Source organism: Rhodoferax saidenbachensis (genome assembly GCF_031457975.1).
Lineage (GTDB): Bacteria > Pseudomonadota > Gammaproteobacteria > Burkholderiales > Burkholderiaceae_C > Allorhodoferax > Allorhodoferax saidenbachensis_A.
Genome location: NZ_JAVDXO010000005.1, coordinates 273,264 through 296,293, shown reverse-complemented (window position 1 = coordinate 296,293; position 23,030 = coordinate 273,264). Strand labels below are relative to the sequence as shown.

The window sequence follows — 23,030 nt, the reverse complement described above, 5'->3', positions numbered from 1 at the left end:
AAGCAATAAGAATGTCCCTGTTTGGCTGGTTCTCCAGAAAACCGCATGAGCAAGCGCCCGCGCCCGAAAGCTCCGGTCTCGGCCATGTAGATGCGACCGTGCCTTACCTACCGGGCGGCAAAGGCCGTATAAAAGCGCCCGTGTCCGTGCCAGGGAGTGCGGTCAACCGAAAGAGCGAGCGTCTGGAGCGCCGCGAGTTGCTGTACACCGTGGTGCGTGAGTCCATGACCCGCGCAGGACTGCTTTCCACCAGCTACAAGTTCAAGGTGCTCTCGCTGGATTCACGCGGGCGCCAGTACCTGATCATGATGGACATGGCGCGCCAGAATGTGGGCGACGCGGCTCGCTTGGCCGAAATGGAAAGCCACATCGCAAAAATTGCCAAAACCCGCCACGACATTCTGGTCACTGCGGTGTACTGGCGCGTCAATGAGCATGTGACGGCCGGTCTGGCACGCAGTGCCCCCGCACCAGCGCCAGTTCCTAGGGGCGCCGTCGTGGGAGCGCCATTAGCGCCAATGGCACCGCGCTTTGAACCCTTGCAGGCCGACGAAGTGGCCGCATTCAAGCAGGCTTTGGCATCGATTCCCGCGCCTGCCGCCTTGTCGGCTCCGGGAGAAATTGTGCGTTCGGGCCGCCGCAATCCTGCGCCGCCCAGCTTTCAGGACACTGAGCTGGACGACCGCCAGTCGCCTCTGAGCGGTACCCAATACGGCGACCTGAACTAAGCCCCGCGTGGGGCCGCAGGTCAGTGGCCTGCGAAGTCCAGCAGGGTGAACAGTGCCAGGCCTGATTCCTTCAGGCGGGCGGAGCCACCCAGTTCGGGCAAGTCCACAATCGCCGCGCCCTCCATGACGTGGGCGCCCAAGCGTTCCAACAGCTTCTTGCCGGCCATCATGGTGCCACCAGTGGCAATCAGATCGTCAATCAGCAACACACGGTCGCCCGCCTTCACCGCATCGGTGTGCAGCTCCACCGTGGCACTGCCGTATTCCAGTTCGTAGGTTTCTTCCACCGTGGTGAAGGGCAGTTTGCCCTTTTTGCGGATCGGCACAAAACCAATATTGAGTTCGTAGGCCACCACCGCACCCAGAATAAAGCCGCGCGCATCCAGCCCCGCCACCACGTCCGGGCGCATGCTGGGGTCCATGTAGCGGTGCACAAACGCATCGATAAGCACACGGAACACCTTGGCGTCCTGCAGCAAGGGCGTGATGTCGCGGAACTGCACGCCGGGCGCTGGCCAATCGGGCACGGTGCGGATGTGGTCGCGGAGGTATTGGTTGACGCTGAGGTGTTGCATGGAGGCGAGGCGGTAGGGCACACGTGGGTGCGGGGCAGGCGCTATTGTGCCTGCAGAGTGTGCCGATGGGGCTTATCCTTTGAGTAGCTTTTGCTCTGCCACGGCCAGCGCCCCGGCTTTGCCGGACAGCACCAGGGTGTCGCCGCCTTCCAGCAGCATGCCCTCATCGGTCGCCGCCGGTTTGCCATCAGCACGGCGTAGGCTTACCAGACGAATTCCCAGTGCCAGCAAATCAAAGTCTGCCAGGGCCTTACCGCTGGCCTTGGAGCCCAGTGGCAGGTTCAGAGTCACCAGGCGTTCGTGCTGCAACTCGTCCACCGAATCGTCATCGGCCCCGTGAAAGAAGCCACGCAAGAGGTTGTAGCGCGCGTCGCGCTGGTCCTGCACGATTCGGATCACGCGCCGCATGGGGACGCCCACCAGCGCCAGCGCGTGGCTGGCCAGCATCAGTGAGCCCTCAATGGCTTCGGGCACCACTTCCGTCGCGCCCGCGGCCTGCAGCTTTTCCAGGCTATGGTCATCTTGGGTGCGCACAATCACCGGTACTTGTGGCGCATGCGCGCGGGTGTTGCCCAGCACCTTGAGGGCGCCGCCCTCGTCCAGGTAGGTGATAACCACCGCACTGGCGCGCGCCAAGCCGGCAGCCATCAGGGCTTGCAGCCGAGCAGCGTCGCCAAACACCACGGAGTGGCCGGCTGCGGCGGCTTGCCGCACGCGGTCCGGGTCCAGGTCCAGCGCCATGTAGGGGATGCCTTCGGCTTCCAGCATGCGCCCCAGGTTTTGCCCACAACGTCCATAGCCGCAAATGATGACGTGGCGGTTGGCATTGATGGACTTGCGCGCAATGGTGGTCATCTGCAAAGACTGTTGCAGCCACTCGCTGCTCACCAGTTTCAGCACGATGCGGTTGGTGTACATCAGGATGAAGGGCGTGGCCAACATCGACAGCACCATGCTGGCCAGGATAGGGTTCAGCAGGCTGGGGGGTATCAGCGAGTTTTCCTGCGCCAGTGTCAGCAGCACAAAGCCAAACTCACCGGCCTGCGCCAGGTACAGGCCGGTGCGCAGGGCCACGCCCGAGGTGGCCCCCAACGCTTTGGCGAGACCAGCCACCAGTGCCGCCTTGAACACGGTGGGAACGACCACCAGCAGCAACACCAGCGGCCAGCGCTCCAGCACCAGCCGCCAGTCCAGCAGCATGCCGATGCTGATGAAAAACAACCCCAGAAGCACGTCGTGAAAGGGCCGTATGTCGGTTTCCACCTGGTGCTTGTATTCGGTCTCGGAAATCAGCATGCCAGCGATGAAGGCGCCCAGCGCCAAGCTCAGCCCTGCCAGTTCCGTGAGCCAGGCCAGCCCCAGGGCAATGAACAGCAGGTTCAGCATGAACAGCTCATCGCTTTTGCGGCGGGCCACCAAAGTGAGCCAACGCCGCATCACATGCTGTCCGCCCACAAGCAATACAGTAACTAACACCACGGCCTTGAAACCTGCCACGATCAGTGATTCAAACAGGCGCTCTCCCGATGCTCCCAGCGCCGGAATCAACACCAGCAAGGGCACCACCGCCAAATCCTGGAACAGCAGCACGCCCATCACGCGCTTGCCATGCTCAGACTCCAGCTCCAACCGCTCCACCATGAGCTTGACCACAATCGCCGTGCTGCTCATGGCCAGCGCGCTGGAGAGCGCCAGCGCGGTTTGCCACTCCATGGCCCAGAACTGAGGTAGCACTAGGGCTAGGCTCAGCGTGGCTCCGGTGGTCAGCACGATGGTCACTGCTACTTGCAGCAGGCCTAATCCAAACACATGCTGGCGCATGGCCCGCAGGCGCGGCAGGTTGAATTCCAGTCCGATCACAAACATCAGAAACACCACGCCGAACTCGCCCAGATGCCGCACGGCTTCGGAGTTCTTGGACAGGGCCAGCGCGTTGGGGCCAATCACCACGCCCACTACCAGATACCCCAACATGGGAGGGAGTTTCAGCGAGCGGCAAGCCACCACCCCCAGCACGGCGGCCAGCAAGTAGATGAGCGTGATTTCCAATGCGGTCATGGTGCCATACTAGCAAGAGAAGTGTCGGTCTATAAAATGCGCGCATGACAGCACACGCACACCCTGGCGACGCCTCGCGCGCCGACCGCGCATTGGCACTGGCCAGAGAAACATTTGACATTGAATCGGCCGCTGTGCTGGGTCTCAAAGACCGTGTTGGCGAGGCCTTTGCGCGTACCGTTGAATTGGTACTGGGCCTGCAAGGCCGCGTGGTGGTGATGGGCATGGGCAAGAGTGGCCATGTGGGGCGAAAGATTGCTGCCACTTTGGCGTCTACCGGAACCCCCGCCATGTTTGTGCACCCCGGCGAGGCCAGCCACGGTGACTTGGGTATGGTGACGCAGACGGACCTGGTGCTCATGATCTCTAACAGTGGTGAATCGCAAGAAATGGCCGCCATCCTGCCCGTACTCAAGCGTCTGGGCGTGCCCTTGGTGGCCATGACGGGCAACGGCAGCAGCACCATGGCACAGCACGCAGACCTGTGGATTGACTCTGCGGTGGCCAAAGAAGCCTGCCCCCTGAACCTGGCCCCCACGGCCAGTACCACGGCACAACTGGCCATGGGCGACGCCCTGGCTGTAGCTCTGCTGGATGCCCGGGGGTTTCGCGCCGAGGACTTCGCCCGTTCCCACCCCGGTGGCGCGCTGGGCCGCAAACTGCTGACGCTGGTGAGCGATGTGATGCGCATCGGTGATGCGGTGCCCAAGGTGGCGCCGACTGCCACGTTCAGCGAGTTGATGCGGGAGATGAGCGCCAAGGGGCTGGGTGCCACCTCGGTGGTGGACGTGCAAGGCCAGGTGCTGGGCATCTTCACCGATGGCGACTTGCGCCGCTGGGTGGAGCAGGGTGTAGACCTGCGCGCCAAGACCGCCCAAGAGGTGATGCATGCGTCGCCATGCACCATCAGCATCCATGCCCTGGCGGTGGATGCGGCTGACCTCATGGAGGCGCGGCGCATCACCAGTGTGTTGGTGCTGGACGATACGGGCACGCTGTGCGGCGCACTCAATAGCAACGACCTGATGCGGGCCAAGGTGATCTGATGCAACCGCATATTCAATTCCCACCTCCGTTGCTGCTGCAAGCCCAAGGCATCAAAGTAGTGTTTCTGGACGTGGACGGTGTGTTGACCGACGGTGGCTTGTACTTCTCGGATGCCGGGGAGACGATCAAGCGCTTCAACACCCTGGATGGTCACGGCCTGAAGCTGTTGCAAAAGGCAGGCATCACGCCTGCGGTCATTACGGGCCGTGACTCCCAACCGCTGCGCGTGCGTCTGAAGGCCCTGGGCGTTGAGCACGCGCATTTCGGCACCGAGGACAAACGCCCTGCGGCCGAACAAACCCTGCAGGCACTGGGCCTGGATTGGACACAGGCGGCGGCTATGGGCGACGACTGGCCCGACCTGCCCATGATGCGTCGCGCTGCATTTGCCTGCGCGCCAGCCAACGCCCATATCGAGATAACGGCCATGGCCCACTACGTCACCCGGGCCGAGGGTGGCCACGGTGCAGTGCGTGAGCTGTGTGATTTGCTGATGGTGGCCAGCGGCCGCTACGCCAGCCTGTTGGAAGCCTACACCCAGTGAACCGTTTTCTCTACGATGCCTGGGACCGGGCGCTCCTGTACCTGCCCATTGCCATCATGGGCGTGTTGGCGTTGGGAACCTACTGGTTGGTGCGCAGCACGCCGGTGCAAGACGTGGCCCAGGCTGAGCGCGTGCGTGGCCATGAGCCCGACTACTTCATGCATGGCTTCTCCATCAAGACCTTTGACACCGCCGGCCACATGCGCTCCGAAGTGCAGGGCGATGTGGCACGCCACTACCCGGACACCCAGTGGTTGGAGATCGATGGGATTCGCATACGCTCCTTTGATGCCCAGGGTCGCCTGACCACGGCCACGGCATTGCGCGGGCTGACCAATGAGGGTGGCTCCGAGGTGCAATTGATTGGCAATGCGGTCGTGGTGCGCGAGGCGGATGCGACGGCCGCAAAAACTACGCCCCGCATGGAATACCGCGGCGAATTTCTGCACGCCTTTATGGACACCGAGCAGGTCAAATCCCACAAGCCGGTGGAGTTGCTGCGTGGCAAAGACCGCTTCACGGCCGACGCCATGGAGTTTGACAATGTGGACCAGGTCATGCAGCTGCGTGGCCGCGTGCGCGGCACGCTGGTGCCAGAAAACAAATAGTCCCTGCACCGAAAGGCGTCCATGTCCAAACTGATTTTCATCACGGGCGCTTCAAGCGGCATCGGACAGGCCCTGGCCTGGCGGTTCTACCAGTCAGGCTATGCACTGGCCCTGGTAGCCCGGCGCACGCAGGACATGCAGGCCTGGGCCGAGGCCCAGCGGTTGGAGCCTGCGCGGTTCCGCATCTACGGTGCGGATGTGGCGGATGCGGACAGCATCGTGGCAGCAGGCCAGAGCTGCTTGCGTGAGCAGGGCGTGCCCGATGTGGTGATTGCCAATGCGGGCATCAGCATTGGCATGGACACCGCGGTGCGTGGGGACCTGGAGGTGATGGCGCGCACGTTTGCCACCAACAACCTGGGGTTGGCTGCCACGTTCCACCCGTTTGTGCGGGCGATGGAGCAACGCGGCAGCGGCGCGCTGGTGGGCATTGGCAGTGTGGCCGGTATCCGCGGGCTGCCAGGCCATGGTGCGTATTGCGCAAGCAAGGCTGCTGTTATCAGCTACTGCGAGTCGCTGCGCGGGGAGTTGCGCACCAGCGGCGTGAAGGTGGTGACGATCTGTCCGGGTTATATCGATACGCCGTTGACCCAGGCCAATCGGTATTCGATGCCGTTCTTGATGAAACCGGAAGTATTTGCCGACAAGGCCTTTGCCACCATTGTGGCGGGTGCATCCTACCGGGTGATTCCCTGGCAAATGGGTTGGGTGGCCAAGCTCATGCGCTGCCTGCCGAATGCGTTGTATGACAAAGCGCTTGCCGGGCGCCCGCGCAAGCGCCGCGTGGACGAAGCCTGACCCAGTGAGCAGGCAATAAAAAAGGGACCTGAAGGTCCCTTTTGTTTGAGCTGCAAGCAGTTCAGTGCTTAGTAGCTGCTACGGCCACCGCCGTAACCACCACCGCCGCCACCGCCGGAACGGCCACCGCCACCACCGTAGCCGCCGCCACCGGAGCGGTCACCGCCGCCACCGTAGCCGCCACCACCGGAACGGCCGCCACCAGCGCCGCCGCCGTAGCCGCCGCCACCGCCAGCACCACCGCCGAAGCCGCCGGAGCGGGGAGGACGGGGTTCCATAGGACGGGCTTCGTTCACCACGAGGCCACGGCCACCGAATTGTTGACCGTTCATGGCGTTGATAGCGGCTTGCGCTTCAGCGTCGCTGCCCATTTCCACAAAGCCGAAACCCTTGGAGCGACCGGTGTCGCGTTCCATCATGACTTTGGCGCTGGAAACGGAACCGTGTGCTGCAAAAGCTTGTTGCAGGTCTTCGTCACGGAAAGAATAAGGCAGGTTGCCTACGTAAAGTTTGTTGCCCATGAAAGGACTCCTCTAAATAACTCAAAACGCGATGGAGTCCTTAACCGCAATCAACAAACCAATGAAGACTTAAAGCAGACGCGAAACTGACTAATCACCGCAAACTTGCACCGTCGTATTTACGGCAATGCAAGACCATTATGCGCCTGTTTTCAAAAAAGCAAGCTAATTTTTGAACTTTTCTGGGGAAACCCCGTTGGAATCGTCGTTTTCGGCGTAATTGCGCCATTGGCGCAGACCATTGCGCATGGCCAGCATCTGCCGCTCGAACTTGGGGCAGGCGCCACAGGCCATCAAATGCAGGCGCAGTGCGAGCCTGTCGGCCAGGCCCAGGGCGCGGTCTTCCCGGCCCACCATCAGGGCGGCTGCTTCGCGGCATGTTCTTCTGAGCGGCATCATGGGGTGAGGGCCTTCGCAAACCAGTTCATTTCAAGGCATTCGCGCAAACGCAGGCGGGCGCGGTGCAGTTGGACGTAGAGGTTGGTCGGCGTGAGCTGGAGTTCCTTACAAATTTCCTCGCTGGACAGCTCCAACCATTCGCGCATCAGAAACAACCGGCCTTGGCCCGCGGGCAGCTTGGTGGTGCAGGCTTCCAGCACTTCAAAGAACTGGCGGCTGGTCAGCTGCTGCTCGGGATTGCCCCATTCGGCCGGTGCTTGGGCGAAATGGCCGTCGGCCTGGAAGGCGATGTAGTCCATCGGGTCGCTCTCACCATCTTCCCCGGTGTCCAGCCCTCCCACTTCGCGGCTGTGGTGGCGCAGCGCGTCGATGACCTTGTGCTTGAGGATGCCTACCAGCCAGGTCTTGAGTTGCGAGCGGTTGCCAAAAGCCTGGGGCTTGGCCAGGGCGGCCAGCACGGTCTCCGAGACCGCATCCTCGGCCCAGGCGTCGTTGCGCAGCTGCAGCCGCGCGAACTTGAGCAGGTAGTCGCGCAGTTCGACGATTTGGTGTTCAAAGCTTGGCATGGTGGATGGCGATGTGGGGCTGCGCGCAGTGTACGTTTTCGCCATGGGACGCAGCGTGCAAAAACGCGGGAAAACCCTTGCGCTGCAAATTTTTTGCGGCCGTAATGTAAGAAACACACCCGGCCACAGACTAAACGTCAACCAGTGCAATGGTGCCGATGTGCACAGGCAAGTCCTGGTTGATGTGTCACCTGTTTCTACTTTATTCACTTAGGAGTTTCCAAATGAACCAACGCGCAATGCTCGCTGCCACTGCAGCCACCCTGATGACTCTGGCTTTGGCCTCTGCCCCCGTGGCTGCCCAGGAAAAAGAAAAATGCTTTGGCATCGCCAAGGCTGGCCAAAACGACTGCGCGAACCTGTCGGGTAGCCATTCCTGCGCAGGTCAGGCCAAGGTCGACATGAGCAAGGACGACTGGAAGTACGTGGCCAAGGGCACGTGCAAGGACATGAAGGGCCTGTCCATGGACGACGCCAAGAAGATGAAGAGCTAATTCGTAATAGCGTTTCTGTGCTCGCCACCATGCTGTCCTCCGCGGCGCCCATGCCTCTAGCCACCGATGCGGTGGTGGGCCTGGGGTGGCGGCACCCTCATTACGCGGAGCTGCTACAGCGGCAGCCCGCATTGGATTTCCTTGAAGTCCATTCCGAGAATTTCTTTGGCCAGGGCGGTGCCGCGCTGGCCGTGCTGGAGCAGGGCCGCGCGCTCTACCCCATCAGCCTGCATGGCGTGGGCCTGTCATTGGGTTCGGCCGTGGGGCTGGACCCCTGGCACCTGGATCAGTTGGCCGCACTCGTGCAGCGCATAGACCCGGCGCGCGTCAGCGACCATGCGAGCTTTGCCCGCGGGGTGTTCAACGGCCACACGGTGCATGCGTCCGACCTGCTGCCCATTCCCTTCACCACCGAAGCGCTAGACCTGCTGTGCGGCCATGTGCACCAAGTGCAAGACCGCTTGCAGCGCCGCTTCATGGTGGAAAACCTCTCGGCTTACTTGCGCTGGAATACGCCCGCCGATGCGGCCTGGAGCGAAACCGAATTTCTGGTCACGCTGGCCCGTCGTACAGGCTGTCTGCTGCTGGTGGATGTGAACAACATTTATGTGAATGCCCTGAACGCACAGCGCGAGGGGCTGGTGACCGACCCGATGCAGGCCTGCCGTGACTGGCTGGATGCGATACCTGCCGAGGTGGTGGGCGAGCTGCATTTGGCCGGGCACTGCCATGTGTCGGATGCGCATGGGGAGATCGTCATCGACGACCATGGCAGCCGCGTCTGCCCCGAGGTCTGGGCGCTGTACGCCCATGCCGTGGCGCGTTTTGGCTGCGTGCCCACGCTCATCGAGTGGGACACCGATGTGCCCGCGCTGGACGTGCTGTTGGACGAGGCCCAGCACGCTCGCGCCGTCTGCGCCAGTGTCTTTGAGTCGGTGGCCGCATGAGCACGCTGGCCGCACAACAGCAGGCGCTGGTGGAGGCCTTGTTTGCTTGGCCTGCCGAAGATGCTATGAAAAAAGTAGCTGCTCGCGCAATAGATACGGGGGCTAGAGGCCAAAAAGCTTATCAATCCAACGGCCACCAGCTGGCAGGCCGGGCTTTGCAAGGCGCCTACCCGTTGCTGGCCCAACTGCTGGGTGACGACAGTTTTGGTGACCTGGCCCGTGCGCTGTGGCACGCCCAGCCGCCACAGTGTGGAGACTTGGCCCAGTGGGGTGATGCACTGCCCGACTTCGTGCAGGCCAGTGGGCAACTGGCCGATGAGCCGTATTTAGCCGATGTGGCCCGCGTGGAATGGGCATTGCACGTGGCCGCCACGGCGTCCGACCAGACACCGGACTTGTCTACCTTGGCACTGCTGACATCTGAAGACCCTGCCACCCTGCAGCTGACCCTGGCCCCGGGCTGCCGCGTGCTGCGCAGCCCCTGGCCCGTGGCCAGCATTGTGGGTGCCCATCTGGAGCACAGCCCCAGCCTGGCCGAGGCCGGTGCGCAAATCCGCGACCGTGTGGCCCAAGACACCGTGGTGTGGCGCCAGGGCCTGCGCTCGTGTGCTCGTGCCGCGCTGGCGGGTGAAGCCGATGCGCTGGCGGTGTTGCTGGCCGCTGGCACGCTGGGACAGGCGTTGGATGCCGCGCCCACGTTAGATGTGGGCGCCTGGCTGCCGCTGGCGGTGCAAACCGGTTTGTTGCTCTCGGTGGTGCAGATACCGCCTTCTTCTCTTTCGCTCGACCCATGAAACCTACGCCCATGCCGCAGCCCCTGTTGCACTCGCCCTCCCTCATCACCCGTGGTCTGTTGGCCTGGGGCTGGCTGGAACGCGGCCTAGTGGCGCTGCAGCCGTTGGCCGCCTTGCTGGCCCGCCTGTATGTAGCCCAGGTGTTTTTTGCCTCGGGCCTGACCAAGCTGCGCGATTGGGACATCACGCTAGCGTTGTTCATGGACGAGTACAAGGTGCCGCTGTTGCCACCCGCGCTGGCCGCCGCCATGGGTACTACCGGCGAGCTGGCCCTGCCAGTGCTGCTGGTGCTGGGCTTGGGTGGGCGCTTCGCCGCGCTGGGTCTGAGTGTGGTGAACGCTGTGGCCGTGGTGTCGCTGGCCGAGGTGGCGCCGGCGGCGCTGCAGCAGCACATCACCTGGGGCGTGCTGCTGGCCGCACTGGCGCTGTTTGGCCCGGGCAACTGGGCACTGGGCCCCTGGCTGCGCGACTGGTGGCTGCGCAGGGGTTAACCTTCTGCCATGGCGCCTGACCCTCTCTCCTCCGCAATCCCCACGGGTCTGGCCCGGCTCTGGCCCAAGCGCATCGCCTGGCGTCTGACCCTGGGGCTGGGGGCGCTGGTGCTCATGGTGTTGCTGGCGCTGGTGCAAACCGCATGGCAGTTGCGCCTGGTGTCTGACGTGACGCAACGCTTTGCGACCGGCGACATGCAGCGGTTGCTGCGCGTGCAGGCGCTCTCACTACAGACGGAAGGCGTGGGAAGCGCCTTGGTGCGGCTGGTGCACGCGCCGCGCGCCGACCGCGTGAAGGAATACGCCGATGTGGATGCGCGCAACCGCAGCATTGACGGCATCATCGAATCGCTGTCGGACGAGCTCAAAGACCCCGAACAAGAAGCCACCTTGCGCCGCTTGGTAGCCTGCCGTGCGATGTATGCGCAGGCCTTCATTGCCACGGTGGATGAGATCGAGGGCGACAACATGCAGGCCGCGGCCCGGGCCTTGAACGACCAGGTGAACCCCGCACTCACCGCCATGTTGCGTGAATCCGGCACGCTGCTGCAACGCGAGCGCCAGCGTGTGGAGGCGCAGCTCAGTGATGCGCGCGTGCTGTTCGGGCGCGTGGCCATGTGGGTGGGCCTGTTGTCGCTGCTGGCCATCGCACTGGCCACCTATCTGGCTTGGCGCACCACGCGCAGCGTGGTAGCACCGCTGGCCCGGCTGGAGCGGGCCGCGCACCACATTGCCCAGGGCGACTACGCCCACCAGGTGCAAACCACCGGCACTGAAGAAATTGACCGTGTGGGCCAGGCGCTGAACACCATGTCCGACGCGGTGTCCCAGCGGGAGCAGCAAATCGTGCGCCTTGCCTACCAGGACAGCCTGACCGGCCTGCCCAACCGCACGGCCCTGCTTAACCCCCAGCATCCAGGGCCCGAGGGCGCCAATACCTTGGTGCTGGTGGACCTGGCGCGTTTGAAAATCATCAACGAAACCCTGGGCTACACCACGGGCGACACGCTGATCAAAGAGCTGGGCGTGCGCGCCAGCCTGGTGCTGGGCGCTGCGGCCCGGCGCGGGCTGATCGGGCCTCAGTGGGTGGTGGCGCGGCTGTCGGGTGGCACGTTTGCCGCGGCCTTTCAGGCGGACCAGCGCAGTGCCGTCGAGCAATTGCACGCAGATTTGGATGAGGCCACCACCGCGTCTGTGGCCTGCAGCGGCCACAGCGTGGACCTGAGCCTGAGCTGCGGCTTTGCCGATACCACCGACACCGGCAACGGGACTGTGGGCGCGCTGCTACGCAACGCCGAGGTGGCCTTGCACAGTGCCAAGCGCGCAGCCCTCAGCCACGCCTGGTACAGCGCCGCGCAAGAGGCTGCACGGTTGGACCACCTGGGGCTGGTGTCCGACCTGCGCGCGGCGGTGGCGCAGTCGCAGCTGCAAATGTGGCTGCAACCCAAGTTTTCTTTGGCGGGCACGGGCCAGCCCGTGGGCGCCGAAGCACTGGTGCGCTGGATACACCCGCAGCGCGGTTTTGTGTCACCGGCGGAATTTGTGCCGTTTGCCGAGCAGACCGGCTACATCACCATGGTGACCGACTGGATGCTGGACCAAGCCTTGCAGACGCTGCAGGCCTGGCAGACCACGCACCCGGCGCTCAGCATTGCCGTCAACGTGAGTACGCGGGATTTGCAGGATGCCGGTTTTGCCCAACGCGTGGGCCAGAAGGTGGCGCGCAGCGGCATCAACCCACAGCGCCTGCGGCTGGAGATTACTGAGAGTGGCTTGATGGAAGACGCGCAGAAGAGCGTGGAGCTGCTGCACGCGCTGCGTGCCGTGGGCATTCCACTGTCGATTGACGACTTTGGCACCGGCTACTCCTCACTGGCGTATTTGCAAAAGCTGCCGGTCAGCGAGCTGAAGATCGACCGCAGCTTTATCGACGGCATCGACAAGGCACCCCGCACGCAAAAGCTGGTCAAGGCCATGATCGAAATGGGCCATGGCATGGACCTGTTTGTCACCGCCGAAGGCGTGGAGACCGAGGCCGAACGCAGCACCATCGCCCAACTGGGTTGCGATGTGATGCAGGGCTACCTGGGTAGCCGGCCTCTGTACGGGGCGCAGCTGCAGGCCTGGCTGGACAGTGTGACTGAGGCACCCGCGTTGAGTGCAAAATAGACCTCTAGCCCCCGTATTCATTGCGCAACGTGCTCTCAAATAGAGAGCAATCGCGATGACTTTGATGGAAGGAAATTGAGTCAGTCGGAAGTACGGTTCCAAGTCGTTGATTTGTGTGATTTTTTTGCGTCTTATCTTCACCGAAGCCCAGATTGGGCGGGCGTTGTTTGCAGCATGTGTGGTTGCACGATGTGCAGCCCAAAGTCTTGGTGCAGGACTGGTACAAAACAGACCAGACCCGTCGCATTGTCCGTTCCGCGGTTGCCGAAGTGTTAGACCGCGAGCTTCCCGTAGAAAGCTACGACCGAGGACTATTCCAGTCAACGTGCGACAACGTGTTTCACCTGGTGTTGGACTACGCAGCGCAGGGTAAAAAATGGGCGGTGTAGCGTCACAAAGAGGAGGCTTGCTATACTTTGGGCTCACAGCGCCAATTTGCTCCAGCTTGCGGGCGCTTAATAAATTCAGCTAAACACGGACCCGCCATTAGGCATTGCAACCCGGCCCGCGTTTAGCGTTGCCGGGTTTTGTTTTTATGCTGATCGCCACGCCCCAGTCCATGCGCTTCGATGCCCCTTTGCCTATGCAAAGCGGTGCGTTGCTGCATGGCTATTCCCTGAGTTACGAGACCTACGGCACGCTGAACGCCGACAAGTCCAACGCGGTGCTGGTGTGCCATGCGCTCAATGCCTCGCACCATGTGGCGGGCGTGTATGCGGGCCAGGACAAAAGCGAGGGCTGGTGGGACAACATGATCGGCCCCGGCAAGTCGGTGGACACCAACCGCTTCTTTGTCATTGGCGTGAACAACCTGGGCTCCTGCTTTGGCTCCACTGGCCCCATGCACACCGACCCCCATACGGGCAAGGTGTATGGCGCGGATTTTCCGGTGGTGACGGTGGAAGACTGGGTTACCGCGCAGGCCCGATTGCTGGACGCACTCGGCATTCGAACGCTGGCCGCGGTGCTGGGTGGCAGCCTGGGTGGCATGCAGGCCCTGAGCTGGACGCTGCAGTACCCCGATCGCGTGCAGCACGCCGTGGTGGTGGCCAGTGCGCCAAACCTGACGGCCGAAAACATCGCCTTCAACGAGGTGGCGCGCCGCGCCATCGTGACTGACCCCGACTTCCATGGGGGGCACTTCTATGAGCACGGCGTGATCCCCAAACGCGGCTTGCGCATTGCCCGCATGATCGGCCACATCACGTATTTGAGCGACGACGTGATGAACGAAAAGTTTGGCCGCCAGCTCAAGGAAACCTTGCTGGACCACGCATCGGGCTACAAGTATTCGACGCAGGACGTGGAGTTCCAGATCGAGAGCTACCTGCGCTACCAGGGCGACAAGTTTGCCGAGTACTTTGACGCCAATACCTACCTGCTGATCACCCGCGCGCTGGACTACTTTGACCCGGCCCGCGCCTTTGGCGGCGACCTGAGCCAGGCGCTGGCGCGCGCTACTTGTAAGTTCCTGCTGGTGAGCTTCACCACCGACTGGCGTTTCAGCCCCAAGCGCAGCCGGGAGATCGTCAAGGCGCTGCTCGACAACAAGCGGGATGTCAGCTATGCCGAGATCGACGCGCCGCATGGTCATGATGCCTTTTTGCTCGATGACCCCCGCTATACGGGCGTGGTCAGCTCCTATTTCAATAGCATCGCACGTGCACTGGAGGTGTTTCCGCCGCCGGGCCGCCCCAAGGCGGAAAGCACCCCCTCGGGGGGCAGCGCAGTACGCGTAGCGACCAGCCTGGGGGCTCTATCAGCATGACCGACCTGAACACCCTGCACGCGATTGCCAGCCTGGTGCCCCAGGGTGCCCGTGTGCTGGACCTGGGCTGTGGCGACGGCGCCTTGCTCGACCACCTGCAGCGCCACCGTGCCTGCACCGGCTACGGCGTGGAGCTGGACGACGCGAATGTGCTGGCTTGCGTGCAGCGCGGCGTGAACGTGCTGCAGCTGAACCTGGACCAGGGCCTGACCATGTTCGAAGACGCGAGCTTTGACGTGGTGCTGCAGATCGACACGCTGCAGCACCTGCGCAACGCTGAGACCATGCTCAAGGAAACGGCCCGCGTGGGCCGCGTGGGCATCGTGGCCTTCCCCAACTTTGCGCACTGGCCCAACCGCCTGAGCATTCTGCAAGGCCGCATGCCGGTGACCCGGCGCCTGCCCTACCAGTGGTACGACACGCCCAACATCCGCGTGGGCACCCACGCGGACTTGGCCGAGCTGGCCCAGCGCAATGGCCTGCGCGTGCTCGACAGCTTTGGCCTGCAGGATGGCCGCACCGTGCGCTTTGCGCCCAACCTGCGCGCCGGTACCTCGGTCTACAAGCTGGCCCGCTAACGCTTCCGGCCCTACCGCCCATGCCCCGCTTCGCCGCCAACCTGAGTTTTCTGTACACCGAGCATCCATTTCTGGAGCGCTTTGCAGCGGCCGCGGCGGATGGTTTTGCAGGCGTGGAGTTTTTGTTTCCCTATGCCTGGGCGCCCGAGGCGCTGGCGGCCCCGCTGCAGGCGGCAGGCTTGCAGCAGGTGCTGTTCAACGCGCCGCCTGCGGGCAGCGACGCCGCGTCCATGGCCAGCGCCTGGGACCGGGGCGAGCGCGGCACCGCTTGCCTGCCGGGGCGCGAGGCTGAATTCCAAGCGGGTATCACCACCGCGCTGCGCTATGCCGCCGTGCTGCAGTGCCCGCGCATCCATGTGATGGCGGGGCTGGTGCCGCAGGCTGCGGACCGGGCTGTCCTGCACGCCACCTATGTGCGCAATTTGCGCTGGGCAGCCGAGCAGGCGCAGCAGCAGGGATGCACGCTGCTGATTGAACCCATCAACCCGCGCGACATGCCGGGTTATTTTTTGGTCCACCAGGCCCAGGCCCATGCCGTGGTGGCCGAGGTAGGCTCGCCCCACCTGCAGGTGCAGATGGACCTGTACCACTGCCAGGTGACTGAGGGTGATGTGGCCAGCAAGCTGCGCCAGTACTTGCCCACGGGCGCGGTAGGCCATATCCAGATTGCCGGTGTGCCCGAGCGCCAGGAGCCCTCGCAAGGCGAGCTGCACTACCCCTACCTGTTGGCCTTGGTGGACGAACTGGGCTTCGACGGTTGGGTGGGTTGCGAATACCGCCCCCGGTTGGGCGCGCAGCCGGGTGGCACCCAGGCCGGGTTGGGCTGGCGCGACACGCCCCTGCGCTGAGGGTTTGCCACAGCCAGATTGGGGTTGGCGCATGGCATGATGGCGAACCACCCACTCTGTTGTTTCAGGAGTTCACCATGAACGCCCGCGTACCGTCTGCTGCCCTGAATGCACCCCAAGCCCTGGAGCATGTCAGCCAAGCCTGGGACCGTGACATCGTTCACCGTCTGGAAGACTACATCCGCATCCCCGCCAAATCGCCCATGTTTGATGCCGACTGGGCCAGCGGCGGCCATATCGAAACCGTGGTGCGCACCACCGCCCAGTGGATTGAGGCGCAGAAGGTACCCGGCCTGACCCTTGAAGTGGTGCGGCTGGAAGGCCGCACCCCCGTGTTGTTTTTTGAAGTGGCGGCCAGCGCCAGTACCTCCACCCAGACCGTGCTGATGTACGGCCACCTGGACAAGCAACCCGAGTTTTCCGGCTGGCGCAATGACTTGGGCCCCTGGACCCCCAAATACGAAGACGGGAAGCTCTATGGCCGGGGTGGTGCCGACGATGGCTATGCCGCCTACGCCGCCATTGCCGCGCTGCAGGCCCTCAAAAGCCAGAACATGCCCCACCCGCGCGTGGTCGGTCTGATCGAGACCTGCGAGGAAAGCGGCTCCTACGACCTGCTGCCCTATATCGACATCCTGAAAGCACGGCTGGGCGATGTGGGGCTGGTGGTGTGCCTGGATTCGGGTGCCGGCAACTACGACCAGCTGTGGTTGACCAACAGCCTGCGCGGCATGGCCAGCGGTGTGCTCAAGGTGGAAATCCTCACTGAAGGTATCCACTCGGGTGATGCCAGCGGCCTGGTGCCATCGAGCTTTCGCATCATGCGCCAGGTGCTTGACCGGCTGGAAGACAGCAAGACCGGCCGCCTGCTGCCCGCCAGCTTCCACTGCGAAGTGCCTGCCGCCCGCTTGCAGCAGGCCCAGGCCACCGCGGCCATCTTGGGTGACGAGCTGTTCAAGCGCTTTCCCTGGGCCCACTACGACTGCGGTGGTGCCACCACCTTTGCGCTGCCCACCACCACCGACCCGCTGGAGGCGTTGCTCAAGCGCACCTGGCAGCCCACGCTCAGCGTGACCGGGGCGGACGGTCTGCCCGAATTGAAGAATGCCGGCAATGTGCTGCGCCCCTACACCGCCTTCAAGCTCAGCCTGCGCCTGCCGCCCTTGGTGGAGGCCGACTCCGCCGTGCAGGAACTCAAGGCCTTGCTGGAAGACAACGCGCCCTACCAGGCCCGGGTCACCTTTGAAGGCGCCGCTAGCGCCACCGGCTGGAATGCACCCGACACCGCACCCTGGTTGGATGCGGCGTTGGACGAGGCGTCGCAGGCCCATTTTGGTGCGCCCTGTGGCCACATCGGGCAGGGCGGAACCATCCCGCTGATGAACATGCTGTCCAAGGGTTTCCCCAAGGCGCAGATGATGGTCTGCGGTGTGCTGGGCCCGAAGAGCAATGCCCACGGCCCCAATGAATTCCTGCATGTGCCCTATGCCAAGAAGCTCACCGCCGCCGTGGCCCAGGTGATTTCCCGTTTTCCCTGACCCTCTCCATCTCCCCATGAGTTCTGAAACCACCCTCACCACCTTTGTGGCCAGCGATGGCGATAACGTGGTCATTCAAGACTGGCCGCTGGAGCCCGGCGTGGCCGCGCGTGGCACGGTCGTCATCGTGCATGGCCTGGGCGAACATGCGGGCCGCTACGACCATGTGGCGCGCCAGCTCAACGCCTGGGGCTTTGCCGCCCGTGGCTACGACCAGTGTGGCCATGGCGAGTCAGGGGGTCTTCCCGGCAGCCTGCCCAATGACACCCGCCTGCTGGACGACCTGGCCGACATCGTCGACAGCACCCGCGCTCGCATGGTGCCCGGCACACCGTTGATTCTGCTGGGCCACAGCATGGGGGGGCTGGTGGCGGGGCGCTTTGTGTCGCTGGGCATACGCCCGGTGGACGCCTTGGTCATGTCATCGCCCGCGCTGAACCCTGGTCTGAATGCCTTCCAGAAGCTGCTGGTGGCGGTGTTGCCCCAGCTGGTGCCCAACCTGCGCGTGGGCAATGGCCTGAACGCCAGCTACATCTCGCACGACCCGGCCGTGGTGGCCGCGTACAAGACCGACAAGCTGGTGCACGACCGCATTTCCGCGCGCCTGGCCCGCTTCATTGCCACGGCGGGTCCTGCCACCGTGGCCCTGGCTCCGAAATGGACAGTGCCCACACTGCTGATGTATGCGGGGTCCGACCGCCTGGTCAACCCCCAGGGCAGCCGCGACTTTGCCGCCGCTGCACCCGCAGCGCTGGTCACCACCAAGGGCTTTGATGGTCTGTACCACGAAATATTCAACGAGCTGGATGCCACTGAGGTGTTTGACACCCTGCACCAGTGGCTGGTGCAGCGGTTTTGAGCCCGGCATCAGCCTTGCTTAACGTGTTTCTTTGAAAGCCCTTTTACCGCCTATGCAGCGCTTCCCCCTGAGCTTCGCCAATTTGCGTGCCCGCTGGCGCGCCGGCTTGCCGCTGCGGTACACCATGATGCTGGTGGTTGTGCTTGGCGTGAGCCTGCCAGCCGTGCTGCTGCTGACGCTGGAGCAGGAGCTGGCCGAGAAATCCCAAAAAGCCCTGTTGGCGCAGAGCGAGTCTGCGCTCATGAAGATCGGCAGTGTGTCGATTGCCGAGCCCATGTGGGTGGTGGACCGCGTGGCGCTGGATGCCGCCGCCGTGCGCCTGCTGGAGAGCCCGCAGGTGGTGGCGGTGCGCATTGAAGACGGTTTGGCCAACACGCCTGAGCTGGAGCGGGTGCGGCCCGAGTTTGCGCGTTCCCTGCACGACGATGCCCAAGCGGGCCGCCTGACACGGCGTGTGCAGAAGGTGATGCGATCCGGTGAAGAGCTGGGCACACTGGTGGTGTGGTTTGACGCGTCCTATGGTCAGGGCCTGTTGCAGGCCCGGCGCAGCCAGATGCTGTCGCTGGTGGCTCTGCAGGTGCTGGCGATTTTGGCGGTGCTGATGCCGGTGCTGGTGTCGCGCGTGCTCAAACCGATTGAACGCCTGAAAGAGCAGGCTACGGCCTTGCTGGACCACGACCACACCGATGCCCATGGCAACCGCTTTGTCTGGCGCCGCCAGGACGAGCTGGGTCTCTTGGGCCGCCACCTGAGCCTGGTGCAGAGTGAGTTGCGCGAGCTGTTCGGCCAGTTGGGTGCCAAAAACGCCCAGCTGCAGCAGATGGCGTTTTACGACCAGCTCACCGGCCTGCCCAACCGCGCGCTGTTCATTGACCTGGTGCAGCGCGAGATGTTGCAGGCCCACCGCAGCCAACAGCAGTTCGGCATTTTCTTCATCGACCTGGACCGCTTCAAGGCGGTCAACGATTCCATGGGCCACGCGGCCGGCGACGAGCTGCTGATCGAGGTGGCGCGCCGCCTGCGCGATACGCTGCGCGAGGTGGACGTGGTATGCCGCCAAAGCGGCGACGAATTCTTGGTGATGGTGCGCGACATCGACCACTGGGAATCCCTGGGTGAGATGGCCGAGCGCATCCTGCGTGTGGTGGAGGAGCCGGTGCAACTGGCCAACACCACGGTGCGCGTGTCAGCCAGCATCGGTATTGCGCTGTTCCCCGAAGATGCCCAGGACTTTGAAACCCTGGTCAAACATGCCGACGTGGCGGTCTACCAGGCCAAGACCCTGGGCCGCGCGCGCTACAGTTTCTTCCACTCCGAACTCAACTTCCGTCTGCAGGCCAGCCTGGAGTTGGAGCAACAGCTGGCCCACGCCATTGCGCACGGCGAACTGGTGCTGCATTACCAGCCGCAGGTGGACGCGATGAGCGGGGCCGTGGTGGCGGTGGAAGCACTGGTGCGCTGGCAGCACCCCACGCGTGGCCTGCTGTTTCCGGGTCAGTTCATCGGTTTGGCCGAAGAGTCCGGCAAGATCGCCGAGATGGGCGTGTGGACGCTGCGCGAGGCCTGCCGCCAGTTGGCGGACTGGAAGGCGCGCGGCATTCGGGTTGGCAATATGGCGGTCAATGTGTCGGCACTGGAATTTCGCGACCACCGCCTGCTCGACAGCCTGCAGGCTGCACTGGCCGCCAGCGGCATTGCGCCCAGCGAGCTGGAGATCGAGATCACCGAGAGCGTGCTGATGGCCGAGACCGAGACCAGCCAGCGCATCATCGAGCGGCTGCGTCAGCTTGGTGTCGGGATTGCCATTGATGATTTCGGTACCGGCTATTCCTCGCTGGCCTACCTCAAGCGGCTGCGGCCCAACCAGCTCAAGATCGACCAGTCCTTCGTCAACGACGCGGACACCGACAGCGACTCGCGCGCCATTGTGCGCGGCGTGGTCGGCCTGGCCAATGCGCTGGGCCTGAGCGTGGTGGCCGAGGGCGTGGAGACCATAGAGCAGCAGGCCTTTCTGCAAGAAAGCGGCTGCCACACGCTGCAGGGCTACTACATCGCGCGACCCCTGGCGGTGGAGGCCCTGGAGGCCTGGATGGCTGAACGACACAACAAGGAGACAGCGGTATGAACTCCCTTCAATGGCGGATGCGGCGCGCGGTGATGGCGCTGGCGATCGTGGGGGCCTTCAGTGGCCTGCACGGCGCGTGGGCCAACACGGTGTCCAGTGTGTTCCCGCCCACGCAGGTGGTACAGGGCAGCACGCTGGCCATCAACGGCATGGGCACGCGCTACAAAGCCATCTTCCGCGTCTACGACATGGCGATGTACACGCCCAGCAAGGTCACCACGCCCGAGGCGCTGCTGGCCCTGCCCGGCCCCAAGCGCCTGAGCTTTGTGGCGCTGCGTGAGGTGCCGGGCACCGATCTGGGCCTGGCCTTCATCAAGGGGCTGACCAGCAATTCATCGCCGGAGCTAGTGCAAAAGCACACGGCGTCCAGCACCCGTTTGATCGAGATTTTCTCGGGCAAGGCCAAGCTGGTGGCTGGCGACACGTTTGCCATGGAATATGTGCCGGGCAAGGGCACCACCTTCTACATCCAGGGCCAGGCTCAAGGTGCGCCTGTGGGGGATACCGAGTTTTTCAACATGGTGCTGCGCATCTGGGTGGGCCCGGTGCCCGCCGACTTCAAACTGAAGGACGCTCTGCTGGCCCAGTAAACCTAGCCGGCGCGGGCGCTGCGCTGGCGTGCCGCCAGCCACAGCAGTGCTGCGGCGGTGAGCAGCACGGGCGGTAGCGAGCCCAGGTTCAGCCAAGTCCAGCCTCCGGTAACGACCAGGGCGCCTGACGCCAGCGAGGTCAGTGCCATGACCGCAAACACACCGAAGTTGATGGCCGCCTGGGCCCGGTCTTTTTCCTCGGGTCGGTAGGCTGCCAGCGACAGCGTGGTGCTGCCTGTGAACAGGAAGTTCCAACCCACGCCCAGCGTAAACAGCGCGAGGGTGAACTGGTGGAGTTCTACCCCGCTGAGCGCGATGGCGATGCACAGCAGGTTCAGCAACACACCCAGGCCCATGATGGGCAGTGTGCCAAAGCGTTTGATCAGATGGCCGGTGAAGAAGCCCGGTGCGAACATGCCGATCACATGCCACTCCAGCACAAACGCTGCGTCGTCAAAGCCCAGGCCACACTGTTGCATGGCCAGTGGGGTGGCGGCCATCAGCAGGTTCATCACACCGAAGCCCAAGGCCGCACTCATGCAGCTCACCAGAAACACCGGCTGGCTCAGGATCTCCCCCAGCGGCCTTCCCTGTGCGGTGTGCGCGGTAGGCGGCTGGTGTGGTGGGAATCGCACCCAGGCCATGAGCAGCATGGCCAGCAGTGCCACACCGGCCAGCACCACATAGGCGCCAGCAAACGGCACCTCCAGGAGTGTGCGGGTGCGCGCTGCAAGGTTGGGGCCAGCTACGGCGCCTATCAGGCCCCCGGCCAGCACCAGCGACACGGCTTTTTCGCGGAACGCGGGCAGCGCCAGTTCGGCCGCCGCAAAGCGGTAGAGCTGGCCGTTGGCGCTGTAGTAGCCTGCCACCACGGTGGCCGCCACCAGCCACCAGAACTGCTTTTCGACCACCGCCCAGGCGCCCAACAGCGCGGAGACCACGGCCACCGCCAGCCCAATCTGGAACGAGATGTGCCGACCGTAACGCGACTGTGTGCGCGCCACCAGCGGCGTGGCCAGCGCGCCGCCCACGACATAGCCCATCACCGGCAGCGTGGCCATCCAGCCATAGGGCGCCAGCGCCAGGCCGACCAACCCGTTGATGGCGATAAAGGTCACGTTGTTGGTCAGGAACAGTCCCTGGCACAGGGCCAGCAGCCAGAGGTTGCGGTTCATGGGGGGCGCCCGCAGGCGTGGTGGGTTAAGGCAGAAGTGCCAGGGTGGTGAGCGCGGCCAGCGCCGCCGTTTCCGCGCGCAGCACGCGCGGGCCCAGCGACACCGGGGCGAAGCCTTGGGCCAGTGCCAGGTCTTCTTCGGCGGGGCCCAAGCCCCCTTCGGGACCAGAGAGGAACACGGCCTCTTGCGTGGGCGTCTTGGCGTGCAGGGCAACGCTGCCTTCGCGCAGCGACAGCAGCAGGCGCTGGCCATCTCCCGCAACCGCAGGCAAGGTTTTGAGCCACTGGGCCAGGGTGAGCATGGGGTGCACCGTGGGCACGCGGTTGCCGCCGCACTGCTCGCAGGCCGAGACGGCCACGCTTTGCCAGTGCGCCACTTTCTTCTCGGCGCGCTCGCCGGCCAAGCGCAGCACGCTGCGCTCGGTCATCAGGGGCTGGATGCTGGTCACGCCGAGTTCGGTGGCTTTTTCCACCAGCCAGTCCATGCGGTCGTTGGCGGGCATGCCCACGGCCAGGTGCACACGGCGGGCCGGCTCACGTGCGGTGGCGTGCGGGGCACCCACCTGCACCTGCACGTCGCTGCGGCCCATGCGGGTGACGGTGGCGTCAAACTCTGCGGTGCTCTCGCCGTTGAACAGCGTGATCGGGTCACCCGGTTGCAGGCGCAGCACCTGCACGTGCCGTGCCGCGCCGGCGGGCAGTTCCAGCAGTGCGTCGGTCACCAGGGGCGTGGGGCAGTAAAAGCGGGGCATGGCGGCAGGTAATTTGCTATTGAATCAGGAGCTGCTCGCGCAATATCGACGGGGGCTAG

At 63.9% G+C, this 23,030-nt stretch carries 24 protein-coding genes; 17 read left to right on the top strand and 7 right to left on the bottom strand.

Translation table 11 applies throughout. From position 1 onward, the window contains the following. The first annotated feature begins 11 nt into the window (after window positions 1–11). Window positions 12–728 carry a hypothetical protein gene (locus J2X15_RS13205; protein ID WP_310343582.1) on the top strand — a complete coding sequence of 239 codons (717 nt, stop codon included), beginning with the start codon at window positions 12–14 and terminating at the stop codon, window positions 726–728. A gap of 20 nt (window positions 729–748) precedes the next feature. Here J2X15_RS13205 and J2X15_RS13200 read toward each other — a convergent pair whose 3' ends face one another. Together J2X15_RS13200 and J2X15_RS13195 are read right to left on the bottom strand one after the other, a co-directional pair. Beyond that, window positions 749–1,303 (bottom strand): adenine phosphoribosyltransferase, encoded by a 555-nt coding sequence (locus J2X15_RS13200; RefSeq protein WP_310343581.1) that lies wholly within the window; start codon window positions 1,301–1,303, stop codon window positions 749–751. Between the two features lie 72 nt (window positions 1,304–1,375). Then, window positions 1,376–3,361, bottom strand: a complete 1,986-nt coding sequence (locus J2X15_RS13195) for a monovalent cation:proton antiporter-2 (CPA2) family protein (RefSeq protein WP_310343579.1) — start codon at window positions 3,359–3,361, stop codon at window positions 1,376–1,378. A gap of 44 nt (window positions 3,362–3,405) precedes the next feature. On the opposite strand from J2X15_RS13195, the gene J2X15_RS13190 reads away from it, so the two are divergent. Genes J2X15_RS13190 through J2X15_RS13175 form a run of 4 tightly spaced genes read left to right on the top strand, consistent with a single transcriptional unit; the run spans window position 3,406 to window position 6,358 of the window. After that, entirely contained in the window at window positions 3,406–4,407 is a 1,002-nt protein-coding gene (locus J2X15_RS13190) for a KpsF/GutQ family sugar-phosphate isomerase (protein WP_310343577.1), read from the top strand. Further along, the gene (locus J2X15_RS13185) at window positions 4,407–4,952 is read left to right on the top strand and encodes a KdsC family phosphatase (RefSeq protein WP_310343574.1); all 546 of its coding nucleotides are present in this window, start codon (window positions 4,407–4,409) and stop codon (window positions 4,950–4,952) included. The genes J2X15_RS13190 and J2X15_RS13185 overlap by 1 nt, the downstream gene beginning before the upstream one ends. After that, entirely contained in the window at window positions 4,949–5,560 is a 612-nt protein-coding gene (gene lptC, locus J2X15_RS13180) for an LPS export ABC transporter periplasmic protein LptC (protein ID WP_310343572.1), read from the top strand. Before J2X15_RS13185 ends, lptC begins: the two co-directional genes overlap by 4 nt. A gap of 21 nt (window positions 5,561–5,581) precedes the next feature. After that, entirely contained in the window at window positions 5,582–6,358 is a 777-nt protein-coding gene (locus J2X15_RS13175; RefSeq protein ID WP_310343571.1) for an SDR family oxidoreductase, read from the top strand. 68 nt (window positions 6,359–6,426) lie between these two features. Here J2X15_RS13175 and J2X15_RS13170 read toward each other — a convergent pair whose 3' ends face one another. The 3 genes from J2X15_RS13170 to J2X15_RS13160 all read right to left on the bottom strand — a co-directional run bounded on the left by J2X15_RS13170 (window position 6,427) and on the right by J2X15_RS13160 (window position 7,844). Beyond that, window positions 6,427–6,879, bottom strand: coding sequence for an RNA recognition motif domain-containing protein (locus J2X15_RS13170; protein ID WP_310343569.1), 453 nt, complete (start codon window positions 6,877–6,879; stop codon window positions 6,427–6,429). Between the two features lie 165 nt (window positions 6,880–7,044). Beyond that, window positions 7,045–7,278, bottom strand: a complete 234-nt coding sequence (locus J2X15_RS13165; RefSeq protein ID WP_310343566.1) for a zf-HC2 domain-containing protein — start codon at window positions 7,276–7,278, stop codon at window positions 7,045–7,047. Beyond that, on the bottom strand, window positions 7,275–7,844 hold the full coding sequence (locus J2X15_RS13160; protein ID WP_310343565.1) for a sigma-70 family RNA polymerase sigma factor: 570 nt from the start codon (window positions 7,842–7,844) through the stop codon (window positions 7,275–7,277). The genes J2X15_RS13165 and J2X15_RS13160 overlap by 4 nt, the downstream gene beginning before the upstream one ends. A 224-nt stretch (window positions 7,845–8,068) precedes the next feature. On the opposite strand from J2X15_RS13160, the gene J2X15_RS13155 reads away from it, so the two are divergent. From J2X15_RS13155 to J2X15_RS13100, 12 genes are all read left to right on the top strand, one after another. Continuing rightward, entirely contained in the window at window positions 8,069–8,338 is a 270-nt protein-coding gene (locus tag J2X15_RS13155; protein ID WP_310343563.1) for a BufA1 family periplasmic bufferin-type metallophore, read from the top strand. Between the two features lie 29 nt (window positions 8,339–8,367). Then, complete coding sequence (bufB, locus tag J2X15_RS13150; protein ID WP_310343561.1) at window positions 8,368–9,285, top strand: MNIO family bufferin maturase; 918 nt, start codon at window positions 8,368–8,370, stop codon at window positions 9,283–9,285. After that, window positions 9,282–10,079 (top strand): HvfC/BufC family peptide modification chaperone, encoded by a 798-nt coding sequence (locus J2X15_RS13145; protein WP_310343559.1) that lies wholly within the window; start codon window positions 9,282–9,284, stop codon window positions 10,077–10,079. The genes bufB and J2X15_RS13145 overlap by 4 nt, the downstream gene beginning before the upstream one ends. Next, entirely contained in the window at window positions 10,076–10,570 is a 495-nt protein-coding gene (locus J2X15_RS13140) for a DoxX family membrane protein (RefSeq protein ID WP_310343558.1), read from the top strand. Before J2X15_RS13145 ends, J2X15_RS13140 begins: the two co-directional genes overlap by 4 nt. Window positions 10,571–10,579: 9 nt before the next feature. Beyond that, window positions 10,580–12,739 carry a putative bifunctional diguanylate cyclase/phosphodiesterase gene (locus J2X15_RS13135; protein ID WP_310343557.1) on the top strand — a complete coding sequence of 720 codons (2,160 nt, stop codon included), beginning with the start codon at window positions 10,580–10,582 and terminating at the stop codon, window positions 12,737–12,739. A 535-nt stretch (window positions 12,740–13,274) separates the two neighbouring features. After that, complete coding sequence (metX, locus tag J2X15_RS13130; RefSeq protein WP_310343556.1) at window positions 13,275–14,507, top strand: homoserine O-succinyltransferase MetX; 1,233 nt, start codon at window positions 13,275–13,277, stop codon at window positions 14,505–14,507. Further along, window positions 14,504–15,085: a methionine biosynthesis protein MetW gene (metW, locus tag J2X15_RS13125; RefSeq protein WP_310343555.1), complete on the top strand. Its 582-nt coding sequence runs from the start codon at window positions 14,504–14,506 to the stop codon at window positions 15,083–15,085. The genes metX and metW overlap by 4 nt, the downstream gene beginning before the upstream one ends. A 20-nt stretch (window positions 15,086–15,105) precedes the next feature. Then, window positions 15,106–15,933, top strand: coding sequence for a 2-oxo-tetronate isomerase (otnI, locus tag J2X15_RS13120; protein WP_310343554.1), 828 nt, complete (start codon window positions 15,106–15,108; stop codon window positions 15,931–15,933). A gap of 77 nt (window positions 15,934–16,010) precedes the next feature. Next, on the top strand, window positions 16,011–17,471 hold the full coding sequence (locus tag J2X15_RS13115; RefSeq protein WP_310343552.1) for a M20/M25/M40 family metallo-hydrolase: 1,461 nt from the start codon (window positions 16,011–16,013) through the stop codon (window positions 17,469–17,471). A gap of 16 nt (window positions 17,472–17,487) precedes the next feature. Beyond that, window positions 17,488–18,330 (top strand): alpha/beta hydrolase, encoded by an 843-nt coding sequence (locus tag J2X15_RS13110; protein WP_310343550.1) that lies wholly within the window; start codon window positions 17,488–17,490, stop codon window positions 18,328–18,330. 31 nt (window positions 18,331–18,361) lie between these two features. After that, window positions 18,362–20,455 (top strand): putative bifunctional diguanylate cyclase/phosphodiesterase, encoded by a 2,094-nt coding sequence (locus J2X15_RS13105; protein WP_310343548.1) that lies wholly within the window; start codon window positions 18,362–18,364, stop codon window positions 20,453–20,455. Then, on the top strand, window positions 20,452–21,045 hold the full coding sequence (locus J2X15_RS13100; RefSeq protein ID WP_310343546.1) for a chalcone isomerase family protein: 594 nt from the start codon (window positions 20,452–20,454) through the stop codon (window positions 21,043–21,045). The genes J2X15_RS13105 and J2X15_RS13100 overlap by 4 nt, the downstream gene beginning before the upstream one ends. Window positions 21,046–21,047: 2 nt before the next feature. Here J2X15_RS13100 and J2X15_RS13095 read toward each other — a convergent pair whose 3' ends face one another. Both J2X15_RS13095 and J2X15_RS13090 read right to left on the bottom strand, forming a co-directional pair. Further along, window positions 21,048–22,220, bottom strand: coding sequence for an MFS transporter (locus J2X15_RS13095; RefSeq protein WP_310343545.1), 1,173 nt, complete (start codon window positions 22,218–22,220; stop codon window positions 21,048–21,050). A gap of 25 nt (window positions 22,221–22,245) precedes the next feature. Then, a complete protein-coding gene (locus J2X15_RS13090; protein WP_310343543.1) occupies window positions 22,246–22,971 on the bottom strand; it encodes a 16S rRNA (uracil(1498)-N(3))-methyltransferase in 726 nt (241 codons plus the stop codon). Between the last annotated feature and the right edge of the window lie 59 nt (window positions 22,972–23,030).